The organism is Winogradskyella sp. (genome assembly GCF_013042245.1).
Lineage (GTDB): Bacteria > Bacteroidota > Bacteroidia > Flavobacteriales > Flavobacteriaceae > Winogradskyella.
In genome coordinates this window covers 24,603-46,075 of the sequence record NZ_JABDQL010000009.1, presented here as the reverse complement: position 1 = coordinate 46,075, position 21,473 = coordinate 24,603, and the positions used below count along the sequence as shown (strand labels likewise).

The window sequence follows — 21,473 nt, the reverse complement described above, 5'->3', positions numbered from 1 at the left end:
AAATACGATACTGCAAGTCCAGTTTTGGTTTCTTTTTATTTCCTGTTTATTGGTGTATTTTTGCACAGCAAAACACAACGCATGTACAAGTCGCTAATTCGTCCAATATTATTTAAATTCGACCCTGAAAAAGTTCATTACTTCACGTTTGATTTAATTAGAAATTTATCTAAAATTCCTGGTGTAAAAGGATTGTTAAGAAGCTTATATGTTATTGAAGATAAGCGATTAGAACGCGAGCTATTTGGTTTAAAATTTAAGAACCCTGTTGGATTAGCTGCTGGTTTTGATAAAAATGCGGTTTTGTATAATGAATTGGCAAACTTTGGTTTCGGTTTTATTGAAATAGGAACTGTAACACCAAAAGGACAAGAAGGAAACCCGAAGCAACGTTTGTTCAGACTAAAAGAAGACCAAGGGATTATTAACCGCATGGGATTTAATAACGAAGGTCTTGAAGCGGCAATCGAGCAGTTGAAGAAAAATAAAGGTCAGCTTATTATCGGTGGAAATATTGGTAAAAACACACAAACCAAACCGGAGGATTATACAAAGGATTATTTAGAGTGCTTTAAGGCACTGCATCCATATGTCGATTACTTTGTGTTGAATGTAAGCTGTCCAAATGTTGGTAGTCATGCCAAGCTTAATGACAAAGATTATTTGTTAGAGTTGATTGGTTCGGTACAAAAAGCGAACAGCACTTTTGATACCCAAAAACCAATACTACTTAAAATTGCACCAGACTTAAACGATGGCCAACTTGACGAAATCGTAGATTTAGTAAATGAAACAAACCTTGATGGGGTTATTGCTAGCAACACATCAACAGACCGAAACAATTTGAAAACTTCAGAAGAGCGACTAACTGAAATCGGTAATGGCGGATTAAGCGGTCGACCTATTAAAGCAAAGTCTACACGTGTCATTAAATATTTAGCTGATAAGAGTAACAAAGCTTTTCCGATAATTGGAGTAGGAGGTATTCATTCTGCTGCTGATGCTCTTGAAAAAATAGATGCTGGCGCTGACTTGGTGCAAATCTACACAGGCTTTATCTATGAAGGTCCAAGCTTAATTAAGTCCATAAACAAAGCCATTTTAAAACGTTCTTAATTTTGAATTGGGACACACTACTTTTATTTATGTCCGCTACAGCAGCTTTGGCAATTTCGCCAGGTCCAGACAATATTTATGTTTTGGTACAAAGCCTTACGAATAGTAAATCTCACGCCTTAGCAACTGTAGTAGGTTTGATGACGGGTTGTATTATTCATACAACGTTACTAGCCTTTGGTGTCTCTGCTATTATTAAGGCGAATGAAAACCTATTTCTGGGAATCAAGATATTAGGTGCTCTATACTTACTTTATCTGGCATACAAGGTTTATAAGTCCGATAGTAAAATTCATATAAACACTGAAAGTAAAGAACGAAAAAGCCTCAAGCAATTGTTTGTTCAAGGGTTTTTTATGAATGTCCTAAACCCTAAAGTGACCATTTTTTTCTTGGCATTTTTCCCATCTTTTTTGTTTAGTGAAACTTTGAGTACTGTAATTCAGTTTTATGTCTTAGGAGGATTATTTATTGTAATTTCATTTTTTATTTTTTCTTCCATAGCACTTATGGCAAGTTTTATCAAGGACTACACTTTGAGTCATAGAAATTCAGGAACGATTTTTAAATGGTTGCAGATTGTTGTTTTTATTGGAATAGCGATTTTTATTTTACTTTAGTTTTATGCTAAGGTTTAAGTTTTTACCCAAATTCTCATTTATTATCCCATTTGCATTTGTAGTATTTACAATTATTGGTACACAGTTGCATGAATTGGGTCATATTGCTGTAGCAAAATACTATGGGTATGAAACAGCACTATATCATGATAGTATGACTTATTATCATAAAAGAATAATGCAAGATGAAGATTATATAAAGCTTAAAGAGCTTTACAAAAAAAATAAAAATTTAGAGTATGAGGAATTTTCTCAAAATGTCAAAGATGAAGTAGAAGTTTTAAATAAAAATTTAGATAAAAAATACTCTAAGCAAGTTAATAATAGCGGCTTGTATGTTACTATTGGAGGACCAGCACAAACTATACTTACATCAATAATTGGTTTTATTATTTTATTATATAGACGCAGAAAAAGATATGACTTTAAATTGCTCGATTGGATTGCCGTGTTTTTAGCGCTCTTTATTCTTCGTGAGGTTTTTAATTTTTGTAATGCTGTTTTTTCTTTTTTGTTTTTTAATCAGATAAACTTTTCAGGAGATGAGTTTGGAATTTCAAGTACATTAGGATTTAATCAATGGCTATTGCCAAGTGTAATGTTAATTACAGGTTTAATATTGTCGCTATATGTAATCTTTAGACTTATACCAATTAAATATCGTTTTAGCTTTATAATTTCAGGCTTTATTGGTGGACTTTTAGGCTACTTCATTTGGTTTGGGTTTTTAGGTGAATGGGTTTTTAGACTCTTCTAATATCGTACTATGAAATCCTTTTAGTAAGCCTTATATTTGACACTAATGAAAAACCCCGTAAAACTTATTGAATGTCCAAGAGATGCAATGCAAGGCATCAAAGATTGGATTCCTACAGAGAAGAAGGTACAATACATTCAATCGTTGTTGCGTGTAGGTTTTGACACTATAGATTTTGGGAGTTTTGTATCACCTAAAGCTATTCCGCAAATGGTAGATACTGCCCAAGTTTTAGCACAATTAGATTTAAGTAAAACCAAAAGTAAACTTCTAGCGATCATAGCTAATGTTCGTGGAGCAAATGAAGCTTCAAAACATGCTGAAATTGATTACTTAGGTTTTCCATTTTCGATTTCTGAAAACTTTCAGATGCGAAATACACATAAGACTATTACCCAATCTGTTGATACACTTTCCCAAATTTTAGAAATAGCCGATAAATCTTCAAAAGAAGTTGTGGTTTATATTTCCATGGGATTTGGAAATCCTTATGGCGACCCCTGGAATGTGGATATTGTAGGTGAGTGGACAGAAAAATTGGCAAAAATGGATGTTAAGATTTTGTCTTTAAGTGATACTATTGGTAGCTCAAATCCTAAAAACATCAGCTATTTGTTTTCAAACCTAATACCAAAATATCCCGATGTAGAATTTGGTGCACATCTACATACAACACCAACGTCCTGGTACGAAAAAGTAGACGCCGCTTATCAAGCTGGTTGCAGACGTTTTGATGGTGCTATTCAAGGTTTTGGCGGCTGCCCAATGGCAAAAGACGAACTGACTGGTAACATGCCAACCGAAAAAATGTTGTCTTACTTTACACAACAAAAAGCACATGATTTAAGTGCTATGGCTTTTGAGAGTGCTTATAATGAGGCAAGTAAAATCTTCAAAATGTATCATTAAATGTGTAAGCTCCATTTTAATAATTAGTTTTAACTTTATCATTATTAGTGTTTTAAAAGTTTATTTAAATTTAATCTAAATAAACTTTGTGAAAACGAAAATGTGTTTTAAGTTTGCAATCAAATTATAGATAATTATTTATATCAAGTCTAAATAATAATAGTAAAATGATTAAATGCATAACCAAAATGAGTAAAAACTTAGCCTTTAGTTTATTAGTAGCAGGAGCTTTATTTACCTCTTGTTCAAGTGAAGATGACAGTACTGTTTCACCAACATTAAACATTCCTACAGAATATGTTTCAGTAGATTTTAATGCCAATGTTGTGGCAGAAAATACAGTTATAGATGAATTATCGACAGTAACATCTGCCGTAAATGCAGCAGAATCAAATGCGCAAACCACAACTGTTGCATCTATTGATTATCCTGCCACATTATCTGCGGTAACCTTACCTAACTATAGAAACTTAGTAACCGAGTGGTTGGTACAATTGGTAAATTCAGCAAATTCGGCTGATGGTTTTCAGAATCCTGGCTTTGGTAATATGCCAGTGATGGGTCAAGAAGGTGGACTTTTAGGGTCACGTTTATTAGACGAGTACGGTTTAGAGCTAGAGCAAATGATACAGAAAGGCTCTTTCGGTGCAGCTTTATATAACCATGCATTAACGGTTATTAATGGAGACCTAACAGATTCTGCTGCTATTGATAAGTTAGTAGAGATACATGGTGCGGATATAACATTTAATCCATCAGAAACTACAGCAGCAGCAACCTATTCTAGAAGACGTTCTAATCTAACAGCTCAGACAGGTTTTTTCTTCGATATTCAAGAAAATTTAATTACCGCTAAAGCAGCCATAGAAGCTGGCAGCGAGTTTAATGATGTTAGAGATGCAGCGCTTGAAGATTATTTAATGAACTGGGAAATGTCTAACTTTGCCACGGTAATTTACTATTGTAAAGCGACTAAAGACCAATTAACTGCTGCATTTGCCTTGGCTGATGGACCAGATAAAGATGCTGCACTTGGTAACGCTATGCATGCATATGCAGAAGGTGTTGCTTTTGCACATGGTTTTAAAGGATTATCTAATAAGATGATTACAGATGCCGAGATTGATAGTGTCTTAGCAAATTTATTAGTTGTAGAAGGTCAAAATCCAGAGAGTCATAGATTTTTAAATGAAGTTGATTTATTTTCAAATTTAGATGCTGTTATTGATGCTTTACAAAGCATTTACGGTTTTACAGATGCAGAAGTAATAAGCTTCTATGTGAACAACAACCCATAATCATATTATAATTATAACAGAAAATCGCTTAGCAGCGGTTTTCTGTTGCTACAAAAAAGAAACCCTATGAAATCTTTAAAATTTATTTTTCTAGTTATCATTTTATGTTGTGTCGGTATTTACAGTTGTAGTGATGATGAATCATTGAATGCTAACAATACAGGTAATTTTGATAGACAAGCCATGCTAGTCAATTGGGTAGATGACCTTATCATTCCTGCATATCAAGATTTTAACACAAAAGTAACGGCATTAAAATCGGCCTCCAATACATTTGAATCTTTGCCAAACCAGACTAATTTAAACAACTTACGTCAAACATGGGAAGACGCATACATTACGTGGCAAAATGTTTCTATGTTTAATATAGGTCCAGCACAGTCTACATTTTTAAGAAGTTTCCTTAATATTTATCCAACAAATGCTGGTAATATAGATGCTAACATTAGCTCAGGAAATTACGCCTTACAAGATATTAATAGAAATGATGAACAAGGTTTTCCTGCTTTAGATTATTTATTGTTTGGCTTGGCGGATACAGATACTGAAATTCTTGAATTTTATACGACCAATACAAATGCTAATAGCTATTTAGCTTATTTAACTGATGTCGTAAATCGTATCGATACACTAACAAATGAGGTTGTTACAGAATGGGAAGGTGATTACCGAGCGACATTTGTAAATAGTAGTGGTAATGCAGCCAACAGCTCGACCAATGTATTGGTTAATGAATATATGAAGTATTACGAAGTATTCTTCAGAAATGGTAAAATAGGAACACCTGCTGGCGTATTTTCTGCAGGCATGCAGACACCAGAAAAAGTTGAAGCATTTTATAAAAAGGATTTATCCAAAACATTATGTCTTGAAGCATTAGATGCTTTACAGAATTTTTTCAGAGGAACTGTTTACAATCAAACTACAACTGTTGAAAGTTTGGAGAGTTACTTAGACTTTTTAAATACGATGAAAGAAGGTGAAGATTTATCACTTTTAATTAATAATCAGTTTAATACCTCTAGAGATTTAATTTCGGCACTCAACTCTAATTTTTTTGAGCAAATAAATACAAATAACATACAAATGTTAGAAGTTTTTGAGGCACTTCAAGATAATGTGGTGTTTTTGAAATCTGATATGATGTCGGCATTAAATATTAATATCGCTTTTGAAAGTAACGACGGAGATTAATTAATGTTTAAAACCATAACCACATATTTAAAACATCCTGTAAAGGCCGCTCCACTTGCGGTCTTTCGGATTATATTTGGGTGCCTAATGTTGTTTTCTACGCTACGATTTTTATCTCAAAATTGGGTAGAAACCTATTACATTAATCCCACATTTCATTTTAAATATTTTGGTTTTGAATTTGTAAAAGATTTTGGCGCTTACACCTATATCCTTTATGCCATAACGCTACTAGCATCATTAGGTATTTTATTAGGCTACAAATACAGATTAAGCACAATACTCTTTTTCTTAAGTTTTACGTATTGTGAGCTTATTGATAAAACTTACTATCTCAACCATTACTATTTTGTAAGTATTATTGGCTTTTTGCTCATCTTTTTGCCTGCGCATTGTTTCTTTTCACTAGATGCTAAAAAACAACCAAAATTAGCCTTTACACATCTACCACGTTACAATATTTTCGTGATTCAGTTGATGTTGTTTATTGTGTATTTCTATGCTGGGTTAGCAAAAATAAATTCTGATTGGCTGTTAAGAGCTATGCCCTTACAAGTTTGGTTACCATCACTTTACGATTTACCATTGCTAGGCGATTTATTTCAAAAACAATGGATGCATTATCTTATGAGTTGGAGTGGTATGTTGTACGATTTGTGTATCCCTTTTCTATTATTTTATAAACGAACTCGATTATTCGCCTTTATAATGGTAGTTGTGTTTCATGTGTTAACACGTATACTTTTCCCAATCGGTATTTTTCCTTATGTGATGATTTTATCGACCTTAATCTTTTTTGATGCGGCTTTTCACGAAAAAATCATTTCAATTTTAAGACGACTTTTCAGGATTAAGGATAAGCCAAAAAAGGTGTCTTTAGAATGGATTCCGAATCTAAAAAACACAATCATAACAGGTTTGTTAGTTGTGTTTTTTACGTTTCAATTTCTATTTCCTTTTCGGTATTTATTATATCCAGATGAATTGTTTTGGACAGAAGAAGGTTACCGTTATTCTTGGCGAGTTATGCTCATTGAAAAAGGCGGTTATGTGCAGTATAAAATTGTAAATCCTGAAACCAAAAACTGGTTTTACGTAGACCATTCTGAGTTTTTAACGGAATATCAAGAAAAACAATTGCGAACACAGGCCGATTTTATTTTACAATTCGCCACATTTTTAGAAGGCCATTTTAGAACCAAAGGCATTAAAAACCCTGAAGTATATGTAGATAGTTACATCTCATTAAATGGACGTTTAAGCCAGCGATTTATTGACCCAAATATTGATTTAACCAAAATAAAAGACAGTTGGAAACATAAAGATTGGATTCTGCCTTTTAACGATAATATTTATGGATTTTAAAAGATTATTTATTTTTTTATGTTGTGTATTCGGACTCGTATCACATGCACAATTTAAACTCTCAGGTACAGTTTTAGATACCACTACTGAAACCCCTATTTCTTACATTCAAGTATTAGATATCTCAACAGGAAAAGAGACAACAACTGATGCTAATGGCTATTTTGAATTTGAAAAATTGAAAGCAGGAGTACATACTATTGTGTTTTATAATGATGACTATGCATGGTATGAAAAAACATTTGTCATTAATGCAGATAAAATAGTTTCCGTTAAAGTTGAAAAGTCCAACCAACTTTCGGAAGTCGTAATACAAGCCAAGCGTCGTGCTATTTTCGATTTAAAACGTGCCAAGGATGCCGAGGGTACAAGCATTTATGCTGGGAAGAAAAATGAAGTGGTTCTTGTAAGCCAAATGGTGGGAAATAAAAGTAATAGTAATGCTCGTCAAGTGTTTTCGCAAGTAGTAGGTATTAATATTTACGAGAGTACCAATAGCGGTTTACAACTCTCCATCGGTGGTCGTGGCTTAGATCCAAACCGAACGGCCAACTTTAATACCAGACAAAATGGTTACGATATTAGTGCAGACGTTTTAGGATATCCAGAAAGTTATTATACACCACCAGCAGAGGCTTTAGAAGAGATTGAAGTACTGCGTGGTGCGGCGTCTTTACAATACGGAACGCAGTTTGGTGGTTTGCTAAACTTCAAACTAAGGTCACCATCCAAAAAGCCATTGGAGATTGTAACACGTCAAAGTTGGGATACCAATTCAGGTTTTTCTACATTCAATAGTTTTAGTGGTACTAATGGTAAGTTTAGCCATTACAGCTATGTGTCTTATAAAAATAATTTTGACCAAGCCCCTCGAGCAAATATGAGTCTAGAAGCCTTTAATGCGTTTACAGATTTAAATTATAAACTATCTGATAAAACGAGTATTGGTTTAGAATACACGCATCTGAGTTACACAGCACAACAACCAGGCGGATTAACAGATGTACAATTTTACCAAGACCCAACCTTTAGTAATAGAAATCGTAATTGGTTTAAAGTGAATTGGAATTTACTCACCGCAAAATTTAATCATAAATTTTCTGAAGATGAAGAGTTTAATGCCATTCTCTTTGGGATGAATTCCTCACGAAGTGCCATTGGTTTTAGAACCAATCGTGTTTCGCAAGTCGATGATTTAGACGAACCACGCGATTTACAAGTCGGTAACTTTAGAAATTGGGGAGCAGAATTACGTTATTTGAAAAATTATAATCTAGGTTCAAAAAAATCAATTCTATTGGTAGGAAGCAAATACTACCAAGCATTTAACGAAGAACGACAAGGTCCGGGAACTAATGGTAATGATGCCAATTTCAATTTTATAGATTATGATGTTCAAGATTTACCGAGCGAATTAAGACAATCCGATTTTGACTTCCCGAATCTAAATGCCGCCTTTTTCGCTGAAAATATTTTTTATCTATCTGATAAATTTTCCTTGACACCAGGCGTTCGTTTTGAATATATAAAAACCGAAAGCGAAGGTGCTTTTAGAGCTGTAAATAGAGATTTAGCTGGCAACCCCTTATTAGATTCAACCTTTGATGACAATCGAACACGCGAACGTAATATTTTACTTTTAGGATTAGGAGCAGCTTACAAGCCAAACAAAAATTTAGAAGTCTATGGTAATTTTTCACAAAATTACAGGTCGGTGACCTTTAGTGATATCCGTGTTATAAATCCAGCATTACAAATTGACCCTAATATTAAGGACGAAAGCGGATTCACAGCAGACCTAGGCGTTAGAGGTCGCTACAAAAAAATAGTATCTTATGATGCCAATGTTTTTGGACTACTTTATAGAGATAGGATTGATGAAGTATTACGAACAGCCACAAGAATTGATGCTTTTGGCAATGAAGTTGAAAATGGACGAATCGTGCGTTTTAGAGGTAACATTGGTACAGCACTAACTTATGGTTTTGAGAGTTTGATAGATTGGAATTTAAAAGAAACCTTTTTTGAAAATAAAGACGAGTATCGCCTTAACTATTACATCAATTTAGCAGTAATTAAATCAGAATTTATAGAGTCTGAGGTGCCAGGCGTAAAAGATAATGAATTGCCATTTGCGCCTAATCTTAATTTAAGAACAGGTCTAAAAATGGGTTATAAAAATTTCTTGATTGATTTTCAATACTCCTATTTGTCATCCCAATTTACAGATGCTTCCAACGCGCCTCAAGATTTAGGTGATAACGTAAGTGGTATCATTGGTTCTATACCAGCCTATTCTGTATTAGATTTATCACTATCGTATCGTTACAAAAAATGGACTTTAGAAACAGGAGTGAATAATCTACTCAACGAGCAATATTTCACACAACGTGCAACAGGTTATCCAGGTCCAGGTATTATTCCGGCATTACCAAGAAGCTATTATGTAACTTTAGGGTTTAAGTTGTAAAACTCCTAGTATTTATTTTCAATATTTTTATGTTCAAATAAAATAATAATTTATTTTGAATGTCCGTAATATGTCATAAATTGATTTTAATTTAATCTATAGCATTGAGTACTTCGACTGTGCTCAGCATAAACTAAAGTTGAAATGTATTAAAATCAAGTGCTTATATTTAGCTACGCTGAACCTTACGGTTTCTCGACTGTCGCTCGAAAATACAGAAAATCAGGTTTATTTTTAGCTTATGATAGTTAGCGTATATACAAATTAATTAATTACCCTTTATCTTTTTTATTATTCTTTTTGCGTTTTCTCTTTTTCTTACTATCACCTTCTTCATCTAAACTTTTTAAATTCTTACCTTCAACAACATCATCTATAATATTCATGTCTACTTCTGATAATAAAGACCTCAAATCTGAGAAATGTTCTTTTTGAAGTTTTCTTAATGCATCTTTCTTTCCAATTTGTCTGTCAAATTCAATTTGATTAAAAGCAATAAGTTTATCAAAATACTCTGTCAGAGTAATTCGTGTAATCTCTTTTTGAAATTCATCAGCTCCAAGTTTATTTATTATTTTCGTAATAAATTCTTGTTGTCTTTCTTTCATATTCTTTTCAAATTTTGCTTTTTGAGCCTCCGTTGGTTCGGAACTAGTTTGAGGTCTTCTTACTTGATTTGCTCCACGTCTTCCAAATTGAGCCGTTACTGTGGCTGTTGTTAATAATAAACAGATTAGAATAAGTACTTTTCTCATAATATGGTTTTGATAGTTTCAGTTGGTCGCCCAACTACAGCTTTATTCTTGTTAATAATAATTGGCCTTTCTATTAGTTTTGGATGAGCTATCATAGCTTTGATGATTTCAGAATTAGATAATTCTTTTCCTTTATAATCGCTTTTCCAGATAGCTTCGTTTTTTCGCACTAAAGCGATGGGAGCTATTTTTAATTTAGTAATAATAACATCTAATTCGGATTCTGAAAGTTTGTTATCTAAGTATTTTATAATTTCAAAGTCAACATTATTATCTTCAAGAAATTGTAAACCTTCTCTAGATTTTTTGCATCGTGGATTATGTAATATTTGTATCATCTCTGCAAAAATAACAATTATTATACCATTTTTTAAGTTCAAGAATATGGCTAAAGACTGTCTACAGTAAACTATTTACTTATAAAGTATCAGATTCCTTTTGCCCCATCATCATTAGATATTCCTTTAAAAACGGCTCAATGTCGCCATCCATGACGGCATCTACATTTCCAGTTTCATGTCCAGAACGCACATCCTTTACCAATTTATAGGGATGCATGACGTAATTACGGATTTGGCTTCCCCATTCAATTTTCATCTTGCTGGCCTCAATATCATCACGTTGAGACATCTGTTTTTGAAGTTCTATCTCATATAACTGAGATTTAAGCATTTGTAAAGCTCTTGCGCGGTTATCGTGCTGTGAGCGTGTTTCAGAACACTGGATTTGTATTCCAGATGGTTTATGCAACAACTGGACTTTTGTTTCAACTTTATTTACATTCTGTCCACCAGCGCCGCTCGAACGTGCCGTAGTTATTTCTAAGTCCGAAGGATTGATATCTATCTCAATAGAATCATCTACCAATGGATAAACATATACAGAAGCAAAACTCGTATGCCGTTTGGCATTACTGTCAAATGGAGAAATACGAACCAAGCGGTGAACTCCATTCTCGCCTTTAAGCCAACCAAAAGCATAATCGCCTTCAATTTCTAAAGTAACGGTTTTTATACCTGCAACATCCCCATCTTGTAGGTTGAGCTCTTTGACTTTGAAGCCACTTTTTTCAGCATACATCAAATACATACGCATAAGCATACTTGCCCAATCGCAACTTTCTGTACCGCCAGCACCAGCAGTAATTTGTAATACAGCACTTAAACTATCACCTTCCTCAGAAAGCATATTTTTAAACTCTAGTTTTTCAATGGCATTAACAACTTTTTCATAGCGTGCTTCAACGTTTTCCATTGGAGCTTCATCTTCCTTGAAAAATTCGTAAAGAACTTCTAAATCTTCGTAAAGTGTTTCTGCAGTCTCAAAATCATTAATCCAACTTTTCTTTTCACGAATGGATTTCATGATGCCTTCAGCTTTTTGGGAGTCGTTCCAAAAATCAGGATCAAAGGTTTGTTCTTCTTCGTTGGATATTTCTATGCGTTTGGCATCTAAGTCAAAGATACTGTCTCAGTGCGTCGAGACGGGAATTAAGAGCTTTTATTTGGTCTAAAGTTATCATTAATTGATGTATTTCTGCAAATATAATATCATGCTTTAAAGTCTTGTTATTTTTAAAGAGAATTTTTAGAAATTCCGTAGTTTTATCATTCTTAAAAAAACCAATTATGAAACGAGCATGCTAAAGATATTATCACCCAAAGGAATGATTAATAGCGAACAGCATGTGTACCTAAAAAACAATACATATAAACACATGAAACCTCCATTACGGCGCAAAAATAATTTTAGAGGAATCCGTCATAAAAGGATATGAATAATTAAAAAAAGTCCTCTATTATTACCTTAGGGTATTATTAACAAAAAAACAGACGGACATGAAAAAAGACACTGTTGCTTTTGAGCAAGTTGTATCTCGTGGATGTGGAATGGACGTTCACAAAGAGATTGTAGTAGTTACCATTCAAGGCAAAGGTATAAAAACGATGACAAAAAGTTTTCATACCTACACAAGTTCTTTGATAAAATTGAGAGACTGGTTAAAGAAACACAAGGTTACCCACATTGCTATGGAAAGTACTGGGGTTTACTGGAAGCCAATTTACAATGTCATGGGTGATGATTTTGAGATTTTATTGGTTAATGCCAGACATGTAAAAAATGTACCTGGTCATAAGACAGATAAAAAAGACAGTCGATGGCTCTGCAAATTACTATTAAGTGGGTTGTTAAAAGGGAGTTACATTCCTGAGAGAAAAATTAGAGAACTACGAGATTTAACACGTTATAGAAAGAAGTTAGTTCAAATGATTAGTTCAGAGAAGAATCGTTTTCAGAAAATCTTAGAAGATGCCAATATTAAGTTATCAGTTGTGTTATCAGATACCTTTTGTAAAACAGGATTAAAGATGCTTAATGTTATTGTTAACCAAGAAAATTATCAAGCCAAAGAGTTACTAAGCATGGTACATGGTAGAGTTAAAGCAAATCGAAAAGACATAGAAGAAGCCTTAACTGGTTATGTGACAAATCACCATAGGTCAATGTTAAAAATGATATGGGATAATATGATAAGAATAGAAGACACCTTATTAGAAGTAGAGATCGCCATAGAACAAGCAACAGCATCTTTAGGTGTTGAATTGGATTTATTACAGCAAATACCTGGTGTTGGTAAAAATGGGGCGATTGGTATTATAGCAGAGATAGGAGTGGATATGAGTCAATTTCCTGACCAAAAACATTTAGCCTCTTGGGCTGGTATGTGCCCCGGAAGCAATCAAAGTGCAGGAAAAAACAAAAGTGGTAGAATTACCTATGGTAACAAATACCTTCGGTCAACCCTAGTAGAATTAGGTTGGGCAGCATCAAGAACAAAGAATACTTATTTTGAATCTAAATTTAAATCTATGGTCGGTAGACGAGGCAAAAAGAAAACCATTATAGCACTAGGACATAAAATCCTGATTGCCTGCTACCATATCATAAAAGATAAAGTAGATTACAAAGAATTAGGAGCTAACCATCTCAACAATTTTAGAAGAGATAAACTTTTAGCCTATTATAAAAAACAATTAACTAATCTTGGAGAAGAAATTATCCAAGTAGCATAAAAAATAATATAAGGTCGATTTTTACTGTTGGAAAAACCACGCACATGAAACTGACCTCAAACTGTTAAGTACAAAAGAGTATTGCATTAAAGCATGTGTATGAAAATTTTACCTAAAAGGGTTTCTTAGCAGTTTAATCTAAAATGTTGAAAACATGAATTTTAAACATAATTTATTCGTATGAAAATAGTTGCAAAAATCTTCGTTTTATTATTTACAGTAATTGGGTTTTCTCAAAACACCTATTTGCACTGTGGAAAACTAATCGACACAAAAACAGGAAAAGTTCTAACAGAGAAAACAATAGTCGTTTCTGAAAACAAAATAGTTTCAGTTAAAAATGGCTATGTTAAACCAGAATCGGGCACAGTTATAGATTTAAAATACAAAACAGTTATGCCTGGATTAATTGACATGCATGTGCATATTGAGTCTGAAACAAATCCAAAGAAATATCTCGAAGCCTATACATTAAATGATGCAGATGTGGCTTTTAATTCTTTACATTACGCAGAAGTGAGTTTAATGAGTGGATTTACAACGGTTAGAGATTTAGGAGGCTCAGGCGTAAATGTATCTCTTAGAAATGCTATAAATCAAGGAAAAGTTGTAGGGCCAAGAATATTCACTGCTGAAAAAGCTTTGGCAACCACAGGAGGACATGCAGACCCAACCAATGGTGCAAAAAGAAGCCTTATAGGAAATCCTGGACCTAAAGAAGGTGTAGTAAATGGCGTTGAGGATGCTAAAAAAGCAGTACGCCAACGTTATAAAAATGGAGCAGACCTTATAAAAATAACAGCTACTGGCGGTGTGTTAAGTGTAGCAAAAAGTGGACAAAACCCGCAGTTCTCAATTGAAGAGATTAGAGCTATATGCGAAACAGCTAATGATTATGGTTTCCATGTTGCAGCCCATGCGCACGGCGATGAAGGTATGCAACGTGCCATAAAAGGTGGTGTAAAAACCATTGAGCACGGCACATTAATGAGTGCTGAGACTATGGAAATGATGAAAAAATATGATGTGTATTTAGTACCTACTATCAGTGCTGGAAAGTTTGTATCTGAAAAGGCAAAAATAAAAGGCTACTATCCTGAAATTATTGTACCTAAAGCTCTAGATATTGGTCCAAAAATTCAAGATATGTTTGGCCGCGCTTATAAAGCTGGAGTCGGTATAGCATTTGGTACTGATGCTGCTGTTTTTTATCATGGTGATAATGGTAAAGAGTTTGGATACATGGTTGAAGCTGGTATGCCTGCAATTGAGAGTATACAAAGTGCGACGGTAACTAATGCAATGATTCTTAAAATGGAAAATCAACTTGGCCAAATAAAAGAAGGTTTTATTGCGGATATTATTGCGGTAGATGAAGACCCAACTAAAAATATTTCTACAATGGAGAATGTCGTTTTTGTCATGAAAGAAGGTAAAATCTTCAAAAACAACTCAAATTAGGATTGTCAAATTCGTTAGGAATTAAGCTCGCAGTTATCAGGTGTTCAAGCGATTATTGTATTGATTATTAGATATTTAATCCCAAAGGGGCTTAAGCAGGCTTATCGCTATTTTCTTGCTCTTTGTTGTTAATCTTTGTTAATTTGTATTTAATGATAATTGAATTAACATAAAATTGATAAGCATTAAAAGGCAAACATAAGTAGAAGATAGGTTTACACCTAAAATGGGACAGCTTGAAACTAGGGCTTACTTACATTAAAAAGTAAATTCTTAATATTCCAGTTAAAACATTTCACAAATACCGAGAAACATACTACGGTAAAATTAAAGATTGTGAAGATTGGCGTATTATCCAAATAATATTTCGTTTAAGCTTCTTTTTTTGACTTTTTATTAAAAATAAAGTTATTAAAAACTAGGATAAACATTCCTGTTGTCACTGCTACGTCAGCTACATTAAAAATTCCAGTTTTAAAAATTCCACCTAAGTCTATAAAAAAGAAGTCGGTCACTGAGCTGAATAAAAAGCGATCAATAACATTAGCCAATCCTCCACCTACAATACAACAAAACGCAATTAAACTCATTTTGTCTAAACTTTTAGTTTTTACAATATAATATATAACGTATAGTAATACTAAAAGGGGTAAAAGTTTTAGAGTTATAAAATGAAGGGTAGGATTCATATCGCTACCCATACCTAAAAAGGCACCTTTATTTTCGACATATTGCATGATGAATTTGTCTCCGATAATTTCCTTGCTTTCACCGTAAATAAAATTTGCACGAACCCAAATTTTAGATAATTGGTCAATTGCTAAATTGAAAATGATAATTAGGCTTATAAATAGATTTCTATTCAAAATAGGGGAGTTGTTTTAGGCGTTAGTTTCAAAAGTAGCAGAAGATGTTTCTGCTTCGCGATTAATTTTTCGGACTAAGCCTTGGAGCACCTTTCCTGGCCCAACTTCTGTAAAGTATTTTGCACCATCTTCAATCATCTGTTGTACAGATTGTGTCCAACGTACAGGTGCAGTTAATTGCGAAATTAAGTTAGCTTTTATCTCATTTTCATCTGTAATTGCAGAAGCGGTTACGTTTTGATATATAGGGCAATTTGGTTTGCTGAAAGTTGTGTTTTCAATTGCGGCTGCTAGTTCCTCACGAGCTGGTTCCATCATTGGAGAATGAAATGCACCACCTACGGGTAAAACCAATGCACGACGTGCACCTTCTTCCTTCAAGGCTTCGCAGGCTCTGTTAATAGCATCAACTTCTCCTGAAATTACTAATTGACCAGGGCAATTGTAATTTGCTGCAACCACGATACCTTCTGTTAATGTACATATTTTTTCAACAATATCGTCATCTAATCCTAAAACGGCTGCCATAGTACTTGGTTGTAACTCGCAAGCCTTCTGCATAGCTTCAGCACGTTGTGATACTAATTTTAATCCATCTTCAAACGTTAAAGCTCCAGCAGCAACAAGTGCAGAAAATTCTCCTAGAGAATGCCCAGCAACCATATCTGGTTTAAAACTATCGCCTAAAGTTTTTGCCAAGATAACAGAGTGCAAAAAGATAGCAGGTTGAGTAACGTTGGTTTGCTTTAAATCTTCAGCAGAACCCTCAAACATAACGTCAGTAATAGAAAATCCTAATATATCATTTGCTTTTTCAAACAGCTCTTGTGCTAGAGGTGAGTTTTCATAAAGATCTAATCCCATTCCTGAGAATTGTGCACCTTGTCCAGGAAATATATATGCATTCATTTTAGTTTCAATTTAGTGCTGCAAAAATAGGAATTATAATGTAACCATTTGTTAACGGACGGTGTCGTTTTTGGTTAGTACTTGATTTATTGCTAACTGAGAATTATAAGAAAATTTTATGAGCAAGCCGCTTCCGCACAACGCTCACCATCCATCGCTGCTGAAACAATGCCGCCAGCGTAACCTCCTCCTTCGCCACAAGGAAAAAGATTCGAGATTTCAGGATGTTCTAAGGTCTCTGTACGTGGTATGCTAACTGGTGAAGATGTTCTGGACTCTACTCCGATAATATTGGCTTGTTCAGTATAGAAACCTTTCATTTTTTCACCAAATGCCTTGAAACCTTTTCTCAAAGAACCACCAATAAGTTTTGGGAATAAGGAATGTAACGGTGCTGATTTTAACCCTGGTTGATAGGATGTATCATTTAAATCACTAGATAATTTTCCTTCTACAAAATCTGTTAAGCGTTGTGCTGGCGCAGTTTGGTTTCTTCCACCTGAAGTGAATGCTAAGCGCTCTAGATTCTTTTGATATTCTAAAGCTTTTAAAGCACCGAATTTCTCATATTTATAGAGGTCATTTTCTGCATTAATTTCTACAACAATTCCTGAATTGGCAAATTTGTTATTTCGTTTTGAAGGAGACATGCCATTAACCACAACTTCACCATTTGCAGTAGCTGCTGGTACAATAAATCCACCAGGGCACATACAAAAGGAGTATACACCACGGTGATTTACTTGTTCTACCAAACTATAAGCTGCAGCAGGTAGTAATTCGTTACGAGGTTCACCTTTACAATGATACTGTATGCCATCGATAATTTCTTGAGGATGCTCAACCCGAACGCCCATGGCAAAAGATTTTGCTTTCAGTGCCAGATTCTTTTTATCGAGTAAATAAAAAATATCTCGTGCAGAATGACCTGTGGCTAAGATTACTTTTTCGGTATTTAGTTCCTTTCCATTTTGAAGTTGAATAGCGATGACTCTATTATCCTTTATAATGAAGTCAGTAACTCGAGTTTCAAAATGGACTTCGCCACCATATTTAAGAATAGTTTCTCTAATATTCTTAACGACTTTTGGTAGTTTATTGGTACCAATGTGCGGATGTGCATCGATCAAGATTTGTTCTGTAGCACCATGGTAGACAAGGCTCTCGAAAATACGACGGACATCGCCACGCTTTAAACTACGTGTGTATAATTTGCCATCACTATATGTGCCTGCACCGCCTTCGCCAAAACAGTAATTAGAATTTTCATTAACAAAATGGTCTTGGTTAATTGCTTTTAAATCGCGACGCCGGTCGCGTACGTTTTTACCACGTTCCAGAACAATGGGTTTAAATCCTAATTCAATGCAACGTAATGCCGCCCACATACCTGCTGGTCCAAAACCTATGATATGAATAGGCTTCGCATTAGAGACATCTTTATAATCGAAATGATAATCGGAATCCTCGGGAACGGGCTCATTAATATAAACTTCAACCTTGTAATTAAACATGATGTTTTTTTTACGTGCATCAATAGATTTTCTTAGGATTTTAATCCCAGAAATTTCAGAAGGTTTTATATCTAAATCGTAAGCTGCTTTATTAAGCAGTCCATCAGGTTGTGCTTCTTGATGTAGATTGATGCGGAGTTGCAAAGTTTTTATCATGTTGCAAAGCTAATTAAAAGAAAACACCTTAGTTAAATTAATAACTAAGGTGATTACAATTATTTCTTCTCATAGGTTATGAAAGAAAACGCATGGGCATGTTTATCATCCGCATCATGAGTAGTTCGATTGACTTCTTTCCATTTACTACTGTCAATTTCTGGAAAAAATGTGTCGGCATCCTCAAAAGTGGCATGTACTCTTGTAATTTCTAGCTTATCTGCCAATGCCATTGCTTGTTTGTAGATTTCGCCACCACCAATGATAAATGGATTATCATCTTTATGCGCAGCATCAAGAGCATCAGCAAAAGAATTCACGACAATTACACCTTCTGGTACTTGATAATCACTCTGTCTTGTAATAACAATATGTGTTCTATTTGGTAGAGGTTTAGGGAAGCTTTCAAAAGTTTTGCGTCCCATTATAATATGATGTCCGTTTGTAAGTTTTTTAAAACGTTTTAAGTCATCACTTAAGTGCCAAATGAGGTCGTTATCCTTACCGATAGCGTTACGCTCTCCAGCAGCAACTATGATGGTAAGTTCAGTTGCTTTTTTTTTATCACTCGTTGAAATTGCTTTAGCTTCATTATAAGCTTGGGTTTGGGCGATTTTAGTTTCTTCTTTTAAGAAGTTGTTTTTTAGTTTATCGATGCGTTGTTCTTGTTTAGTAACCAATTTATCAAGTTGCTGTTTTTCCCAATCCTTACCCATAAATTTATTTGTGATAAACACATTGATAAAATGGTATAAAAATAAAAATAGCCAAGCTAAAATGGCATAAACAAACCAATTGATTCCTGCTATTGTGAAATCTTTACCAATCCCTAAAACGGTATTAGCTATAATTAAAAATATAGCTCCAATTAAAAAAACTACGAAATGAATATACAAGCGTTTTTTTTGTTTAATGCGTTTTTGAGCATTTTCAATAAGCTCTAATTGATCTTTATCTATGGTAGAGGTTTGTTTCTTTTTACTGAACATCTGCATTTTTTATAAGATAAAGATACTTTTTTTTTACGAAATCGATAGCGTAAATAAAGGTTACGTGTTTAGATTAAATTTCGAAAACGATGTAGTTGAAAGTCAGCGGATAAAGGTGCTATTCTTCGTTGTTGAAAGCATATAATTTCACCTTTAAAATTGATGATAATTGTCTTTAAAGTATTCAATTTTAAAAAATTGGTAATTCTTTCGACTTTACTCTTAATTATAACTTGTCAGTTAAATTCTTTTATAAATTTGGGTATTAATTAAATCGATTATCATGGCAATTAAAAAACAGTATTTAAAAACTAAGCCAGTTTGTAAAGTAACATTTTCTGTTTCTGCAAAAGAGGCAAAAAATGTGGCAGTTGTTGGAAGCTTTAACGAGTGGAATACTGAAGCTACAGAATTAAAAAAGTTAAAAAATGGAACGTTTAAAGGGACATTAGATTTACCGAGCGAAAGTTCACATGAGTTTAGGTATGTAATTGATGGCTCTTATCTTAACGACGAGCAAGCAGATGGGTATGCTTGGAATGATTTTGCTGCCGCAGAAAATGGGGTGCTAAATTTGTAAGTCAATATTAAATATTTGATAAAAAGGCTTCAATTTTGAAGCCTTTTAACTACTGATATTGTATGAATTTTATAGGAAACGTATATGGTACAGTAACCGCTTTACCATGTAAGCGCCCAGGTCTCATTTTAGGAATTAGGCTAATTACACGAATGGCTTCATCTTCAACTATTTTATGAGGACCTTTAGCTTTAATATCTGTGACTTCTCCATTAGTATTGATATTAAAAGTGACAATCACACTGATTAATGAGTTTGATAGTTTTAAGTTATCGGCAACTCTAGTATCAAATTTACTTGACACTAATTTTTCAATTTTTTTAGCCATGCACCTCTTTTTTTTAGTGGCGGTATTGTGTTTTTTACAACCTTTGTAGATTGGTACATCTTTTATAATCTGAAGTATTTTTTCTTCTTGCTTTTCTTTTTCGTTTTGAGAAAATGAGAAATTAAACGAAAATATGATAACTACAAATAAGACATATTTTGTCATAAGAAGCATATTGAAAATAAATAGATAATCTTCTTCATAATCTACACTGCAACAGCACCTTTAATATGTGGGTGAGGATTATAATCTACAAGTGTAAAATCTTCAAAATCAAAATCAAAAATATTGTTGATATCGGGATTAAGAATCATTTTTGGTAAAGGTCTAATGTCTCTAGATAATTGTAGTTCTAGTTGCTCCGTATGATTATTGTAGATATGTGCATCACCAAATGTGTGAATAAAATCTCCTGGCTGGTAACCACAAACTTGTGCCATCATCATTGTAAAAAGCGAATAAGACGCAATATTAAAAGGTACACCTAAAAAGATATCGGCACTGCGTTGATACAATTGGCAAGATAATTTTCCATCGGCTACATAAAACTGAAAAAACGCATGGCATGGCGGAAGCGCTGCTTTTCCATTAGCTATATTTTCAGAGAACGATTTTGATGTATCTGGCATAACCGAAGGATTCCAAGCAGAAACCATCATTCGGCGGCTGTTAGGATTATTCTTTAAAGTCTCAACTACTTCTTTTATTTGATCAATTTCGTCATTATTCCAATTTCGCCATTGATGACCATATACAGGACCTAAATCTCCATTTTCATCTGCCCAATCATTCCAGATACGTACACCGTTTTTGGTAAGGTAATTAATGTTTGTATCACCTTTTAAGAACCAAAGTAATTCGTAAATAATAGATTTAAGATGTAATTTCTTAGTAGTTACCATTGGGAAACCTTCGCTTAAATCAAATCGCATTTGGTAACCAAACACACTTTTGGTTCCGGTGCCTGTTCTATCACCTTTTTGATTACCTTCAGCTAAAACGTGTTTTACTAAGTCGTGGTATTGCTTCATTATTTCGTCATCATTATTAATGGAGTTAAAAATAAAAAAAAGCCTTAAACGAAGATGTTTAAGGCTTTTAATGATATTAAA

20 protein-coding genes are annotated in these 21,473 nt (G+C 33.9%); 11 read left to right on the top strand and 9 right to left on the bottom strand.

Annotation, left to right across the window (positions count from 1 at the left end):
- Positions 1-81: 81 nt before the first annotated feature.
- The 8 genes from HKP48_RS00555 to HKP48_RS00520 all read left to right on the top strand — a co-directional run bounded on the left by HKP48_RS00555 (position 82) and on the right by HKP48_RS00520 (position 9,729).
- Positions 82-1,116: a quinone-dependent dihydroorotate dehydrogenase gene (locus HKP48_RS00555; protein WP_296341816.1), complete on the top strand. Its 1,035-nt coding sequence runs from the start codon at positions 82-84 to the stop codon at positions 1,114-1,116.
- A gap of 29 nt (positions 1,117-1,145) precedes the next feature.
- A complete protein-coding gene (locus tag HKP48_RS00550) occupies positions 1,146-1,736 on the top strand; it encodes a LysE family translocator (protein WP_296341720.1) in 591 nt (196 codons plus the stop codon).
- Between the two features lie 4 nt (positions 1,737-1,740).
- A complete protein-coding gene (locus HKP48_RS00545; protein WP_296341717.1) occupies positions 1,741-2,493 on the top strand; it encodes a hypothetical protein in 753 nt (250 codons plus the stop codon).
- 45 nt (positions 2,494-2,538) lie between these two features.
- The gene (locus tag HKP48_RS00540) at positions 2,539-3,402 is read left to right on the top strand and encodes a hydroxymethylglutaryl-CoA lyase (RefSeq protein WP_296341714.1); all 864 of its coding nucleotides are present in this window, start codon (positions 2,539-2,541) and stop codon (positions 3,400-3,402) included.
- A gap of 188 nt (positions 3,403-3,590) precedes the next feature.
- Complete coding sequence (locus HKP48_RS00535) at positions 3,591-4,700, top strand: hypothetical protein (protein WP_296341713.1); 1,110 nt, start codon at positions 3,591-3,593, stop codon at positions 4,698-4,700.
- A gap of 66 nt (positions 4,701-4,766) precedes the next feature.
- On the top strand, positions 4,767-5,894 hold the full coding sequence (locus HKP48_RS00530; protein WP_296341711.1) for an imelysin family protein: 1,128 nt from the start codon (positions 4,767-4,769) through the stop codon (positions 5,892-5,894).
- 3 nt (positions 5,895-5,897) lie between these two features.
- Positions 5,898-7,259 (top strand): HTTM domain-containing protein, encoded by a 1,362-nt coding sequence (locus HKP48_RS00525; RefSeq protein WP_296341709.1) that lies wholly within the window; start codon positions 5,898-5,900, stop codon positions 7,257-7,259.
- Positions 7,249-9,729, top strand: coding sequence for a TonB-dependent receptor (locus HKP48_RS00520; protein ID WP_296341707.1), 2,481 nt, complete (start codon positions 7,249-7,251; stop codon positions 9,727-9,729). Before HKP48_RS00525 ends, HKP48_RS00520 begins: the two co-directional genes overlap by 11 nt.
- 272 nt (positions 9,730-10,001) lie before the next feature.
- Here HKP48_RS00520 and HKP48_RS00515 read toward each other — a convergent pair whose 3' ends face one another.
- The 3 genes from HKP48_RS00515 to prfB all read right to left on the bottom strand — a co-directional run bounded on the left by HKP48_RS00515 (position 10,002) and on the right by prfB (position 12,006).
- Positions 10,002-10,484: a hypothetical protein gene (locus HKP48_RS00515; RefSeq protein WP_296341705.1), complete on the bottom strand. Its 483-nt coding sequence runs from the start codon at positions 10,482-10,484 to the stop codon at positions 10,002-10,004.
- Positions 10,481-10,822 (bottom strand): arsenate reductase (glutaredoxin), encoded by a 342-nt coding sequence (gene arsC / locus HKP48_RS00510; protein ID WP_296341703.1) that lies wholly within the window; start codon positions 10,820-10,822, stop codon positions 10,481-10,483. The genes HKP48_RS00515 and arsC overlap by 4 nt, the downstream gene beginning before the upstream one ends.
- A gap of 79 nt (positions 10,823-10,901) precedes the next feature.
- A protein-coding gene (gene prfB / locus HKP48_RS00505; protein WP_296341701.1) for a peptide chain release factor 2 occupies positions 10,902-12,006 on the bottom strand; the annotation gives its coding sequence in 2 pieces (ribosomal slippage) (positions 10,902-11,942 and positions 11,944-12,006; 1,104 coding nt in all).
- 316 nt (positions 12,007-12,322) lie between these two features.
- Here prfB and HKP48_RS00500 point away from each other — a divergent pair.
- Positions 12,323-13,558: an IS110 family transposase gene (locus HKP48_RS00500; RefSeq protein ID WP_296341700.1), complete on the top strand. Its 1,236-nt coding sequence runs from the start codon at positions 12,323-12,325 to the stop codon at positions 13,556-13,558.
- A 180-nt stretch (positions 13,559-13,738) separates the two neighbouring features.
- Entirely contained in the window at positions 13,739-15,019 is a 1,281-nt protein-coding gene (locus HKP48_RS00495) for an amidohydrolase family protein (RefSeq protein WP_296341699.1), read from the top strand.
- Between the two features lie 371 nt (positions 15,020-15,390).
- Here HKP48_RS00495 and lspA read toward each other — a convergent pair whose 3' ends face one another.
- The 4 genes from lspA to HKP48_RS00470 form a co-directional block, all read right to left on the bottom strand.
- Positions 15,391-15,885 (bottom strand): signal peptidase II, encoded by a 495-nt coding sequence (gene lspA, locus HKP48_RS00485; RefSeq protein WP_296341697.1) that lies wholly within the window; start codon positions 15,883-15,885, stop codon positions 15,391-15,393.
- Between the two features lie 15 nt (positions 15,886-15,900).
- Positions 15,901-16,794, bottom strand: a complete 894-nt coding sequence (gene fabD, locus HKP48_RS00480) for an ACP S-malonyltransferase (protein ID WP_296341694.1) — start codon at positions 16,792-16,794, stop codon at positions 15,901-15,903.
- A gap of 116 nt (positions 16,795-16,910) precedes the next feature.
- Complete coding sequence (locus HKP48_RS00475; RefSeq protein WP_296341692.1) at positions 16,911-18,464, bottom strand: FAD-dependent protein; 1,554 nt, start codon at positions 18,462-18,464, stop codon at positions 16,911-16,913.
- Positions 18,465-18,523: 59 nt separating this feature from the next.
- Positions 18,524-19,453 carry a dihydrofolate reductase gene (locus HKP48_RS00470; protein WP_296341690.1) on the bottom strand — a complete coding sequence of 310 codons (930 nt, stop codon included), beginning with the start codon at positions 19,451-19,453 and terminating at the stop codon, positions 18,524-18,526.
- Positions 19,454-19,736: 283 nt separating this feature from the next.
- On the opposite strand from HKP48_RS00470, the gene HKP48_RS00465 reads away from it, so the two are divergent.
- Positions 19,737-20,033: an isoamylase early set domain-containing protein gene (locus HKP48_RS00465; protein ID WP_296341688.1), complete on the top strand. Its 297-nt coding sequence runs from the start codon at positions 19,737-19,739 to the stop codon at positions 20,031-20,033.
- A gap of 49 nt (positions 20,034-20,082) precedes the next feature.
- On the opposite strand, the gene HKP48_RS00460 is transcribed toward HKP48_RS00465, so the two are convergent.
- Positions 20,083-20,526 (bottom strand): energy transducer TonB, encoded by a 444-nt coding sequence (locus tag HKP48_RS00460; protein ID WP_296341686.1) that lies wholly within the window; start codon positions 20,524-20,526, stop codon positions 20,083-20,085.
- A 41-nt stretch (positions 20,527-20,567) separates the two neighbouring features.
- On the bottom strand, positions 20,568-21,392 hold the full coding sequence (locus HKP48_RS00455; protein WP_296341684.1) for a thymidylate synthase: 825 nt from the start codon (positions 21,390-21,392) through the stop codon (positions 20,568-20,570).
- Positions 21,393-21,473: the final 81 nt, after the last annotated feature.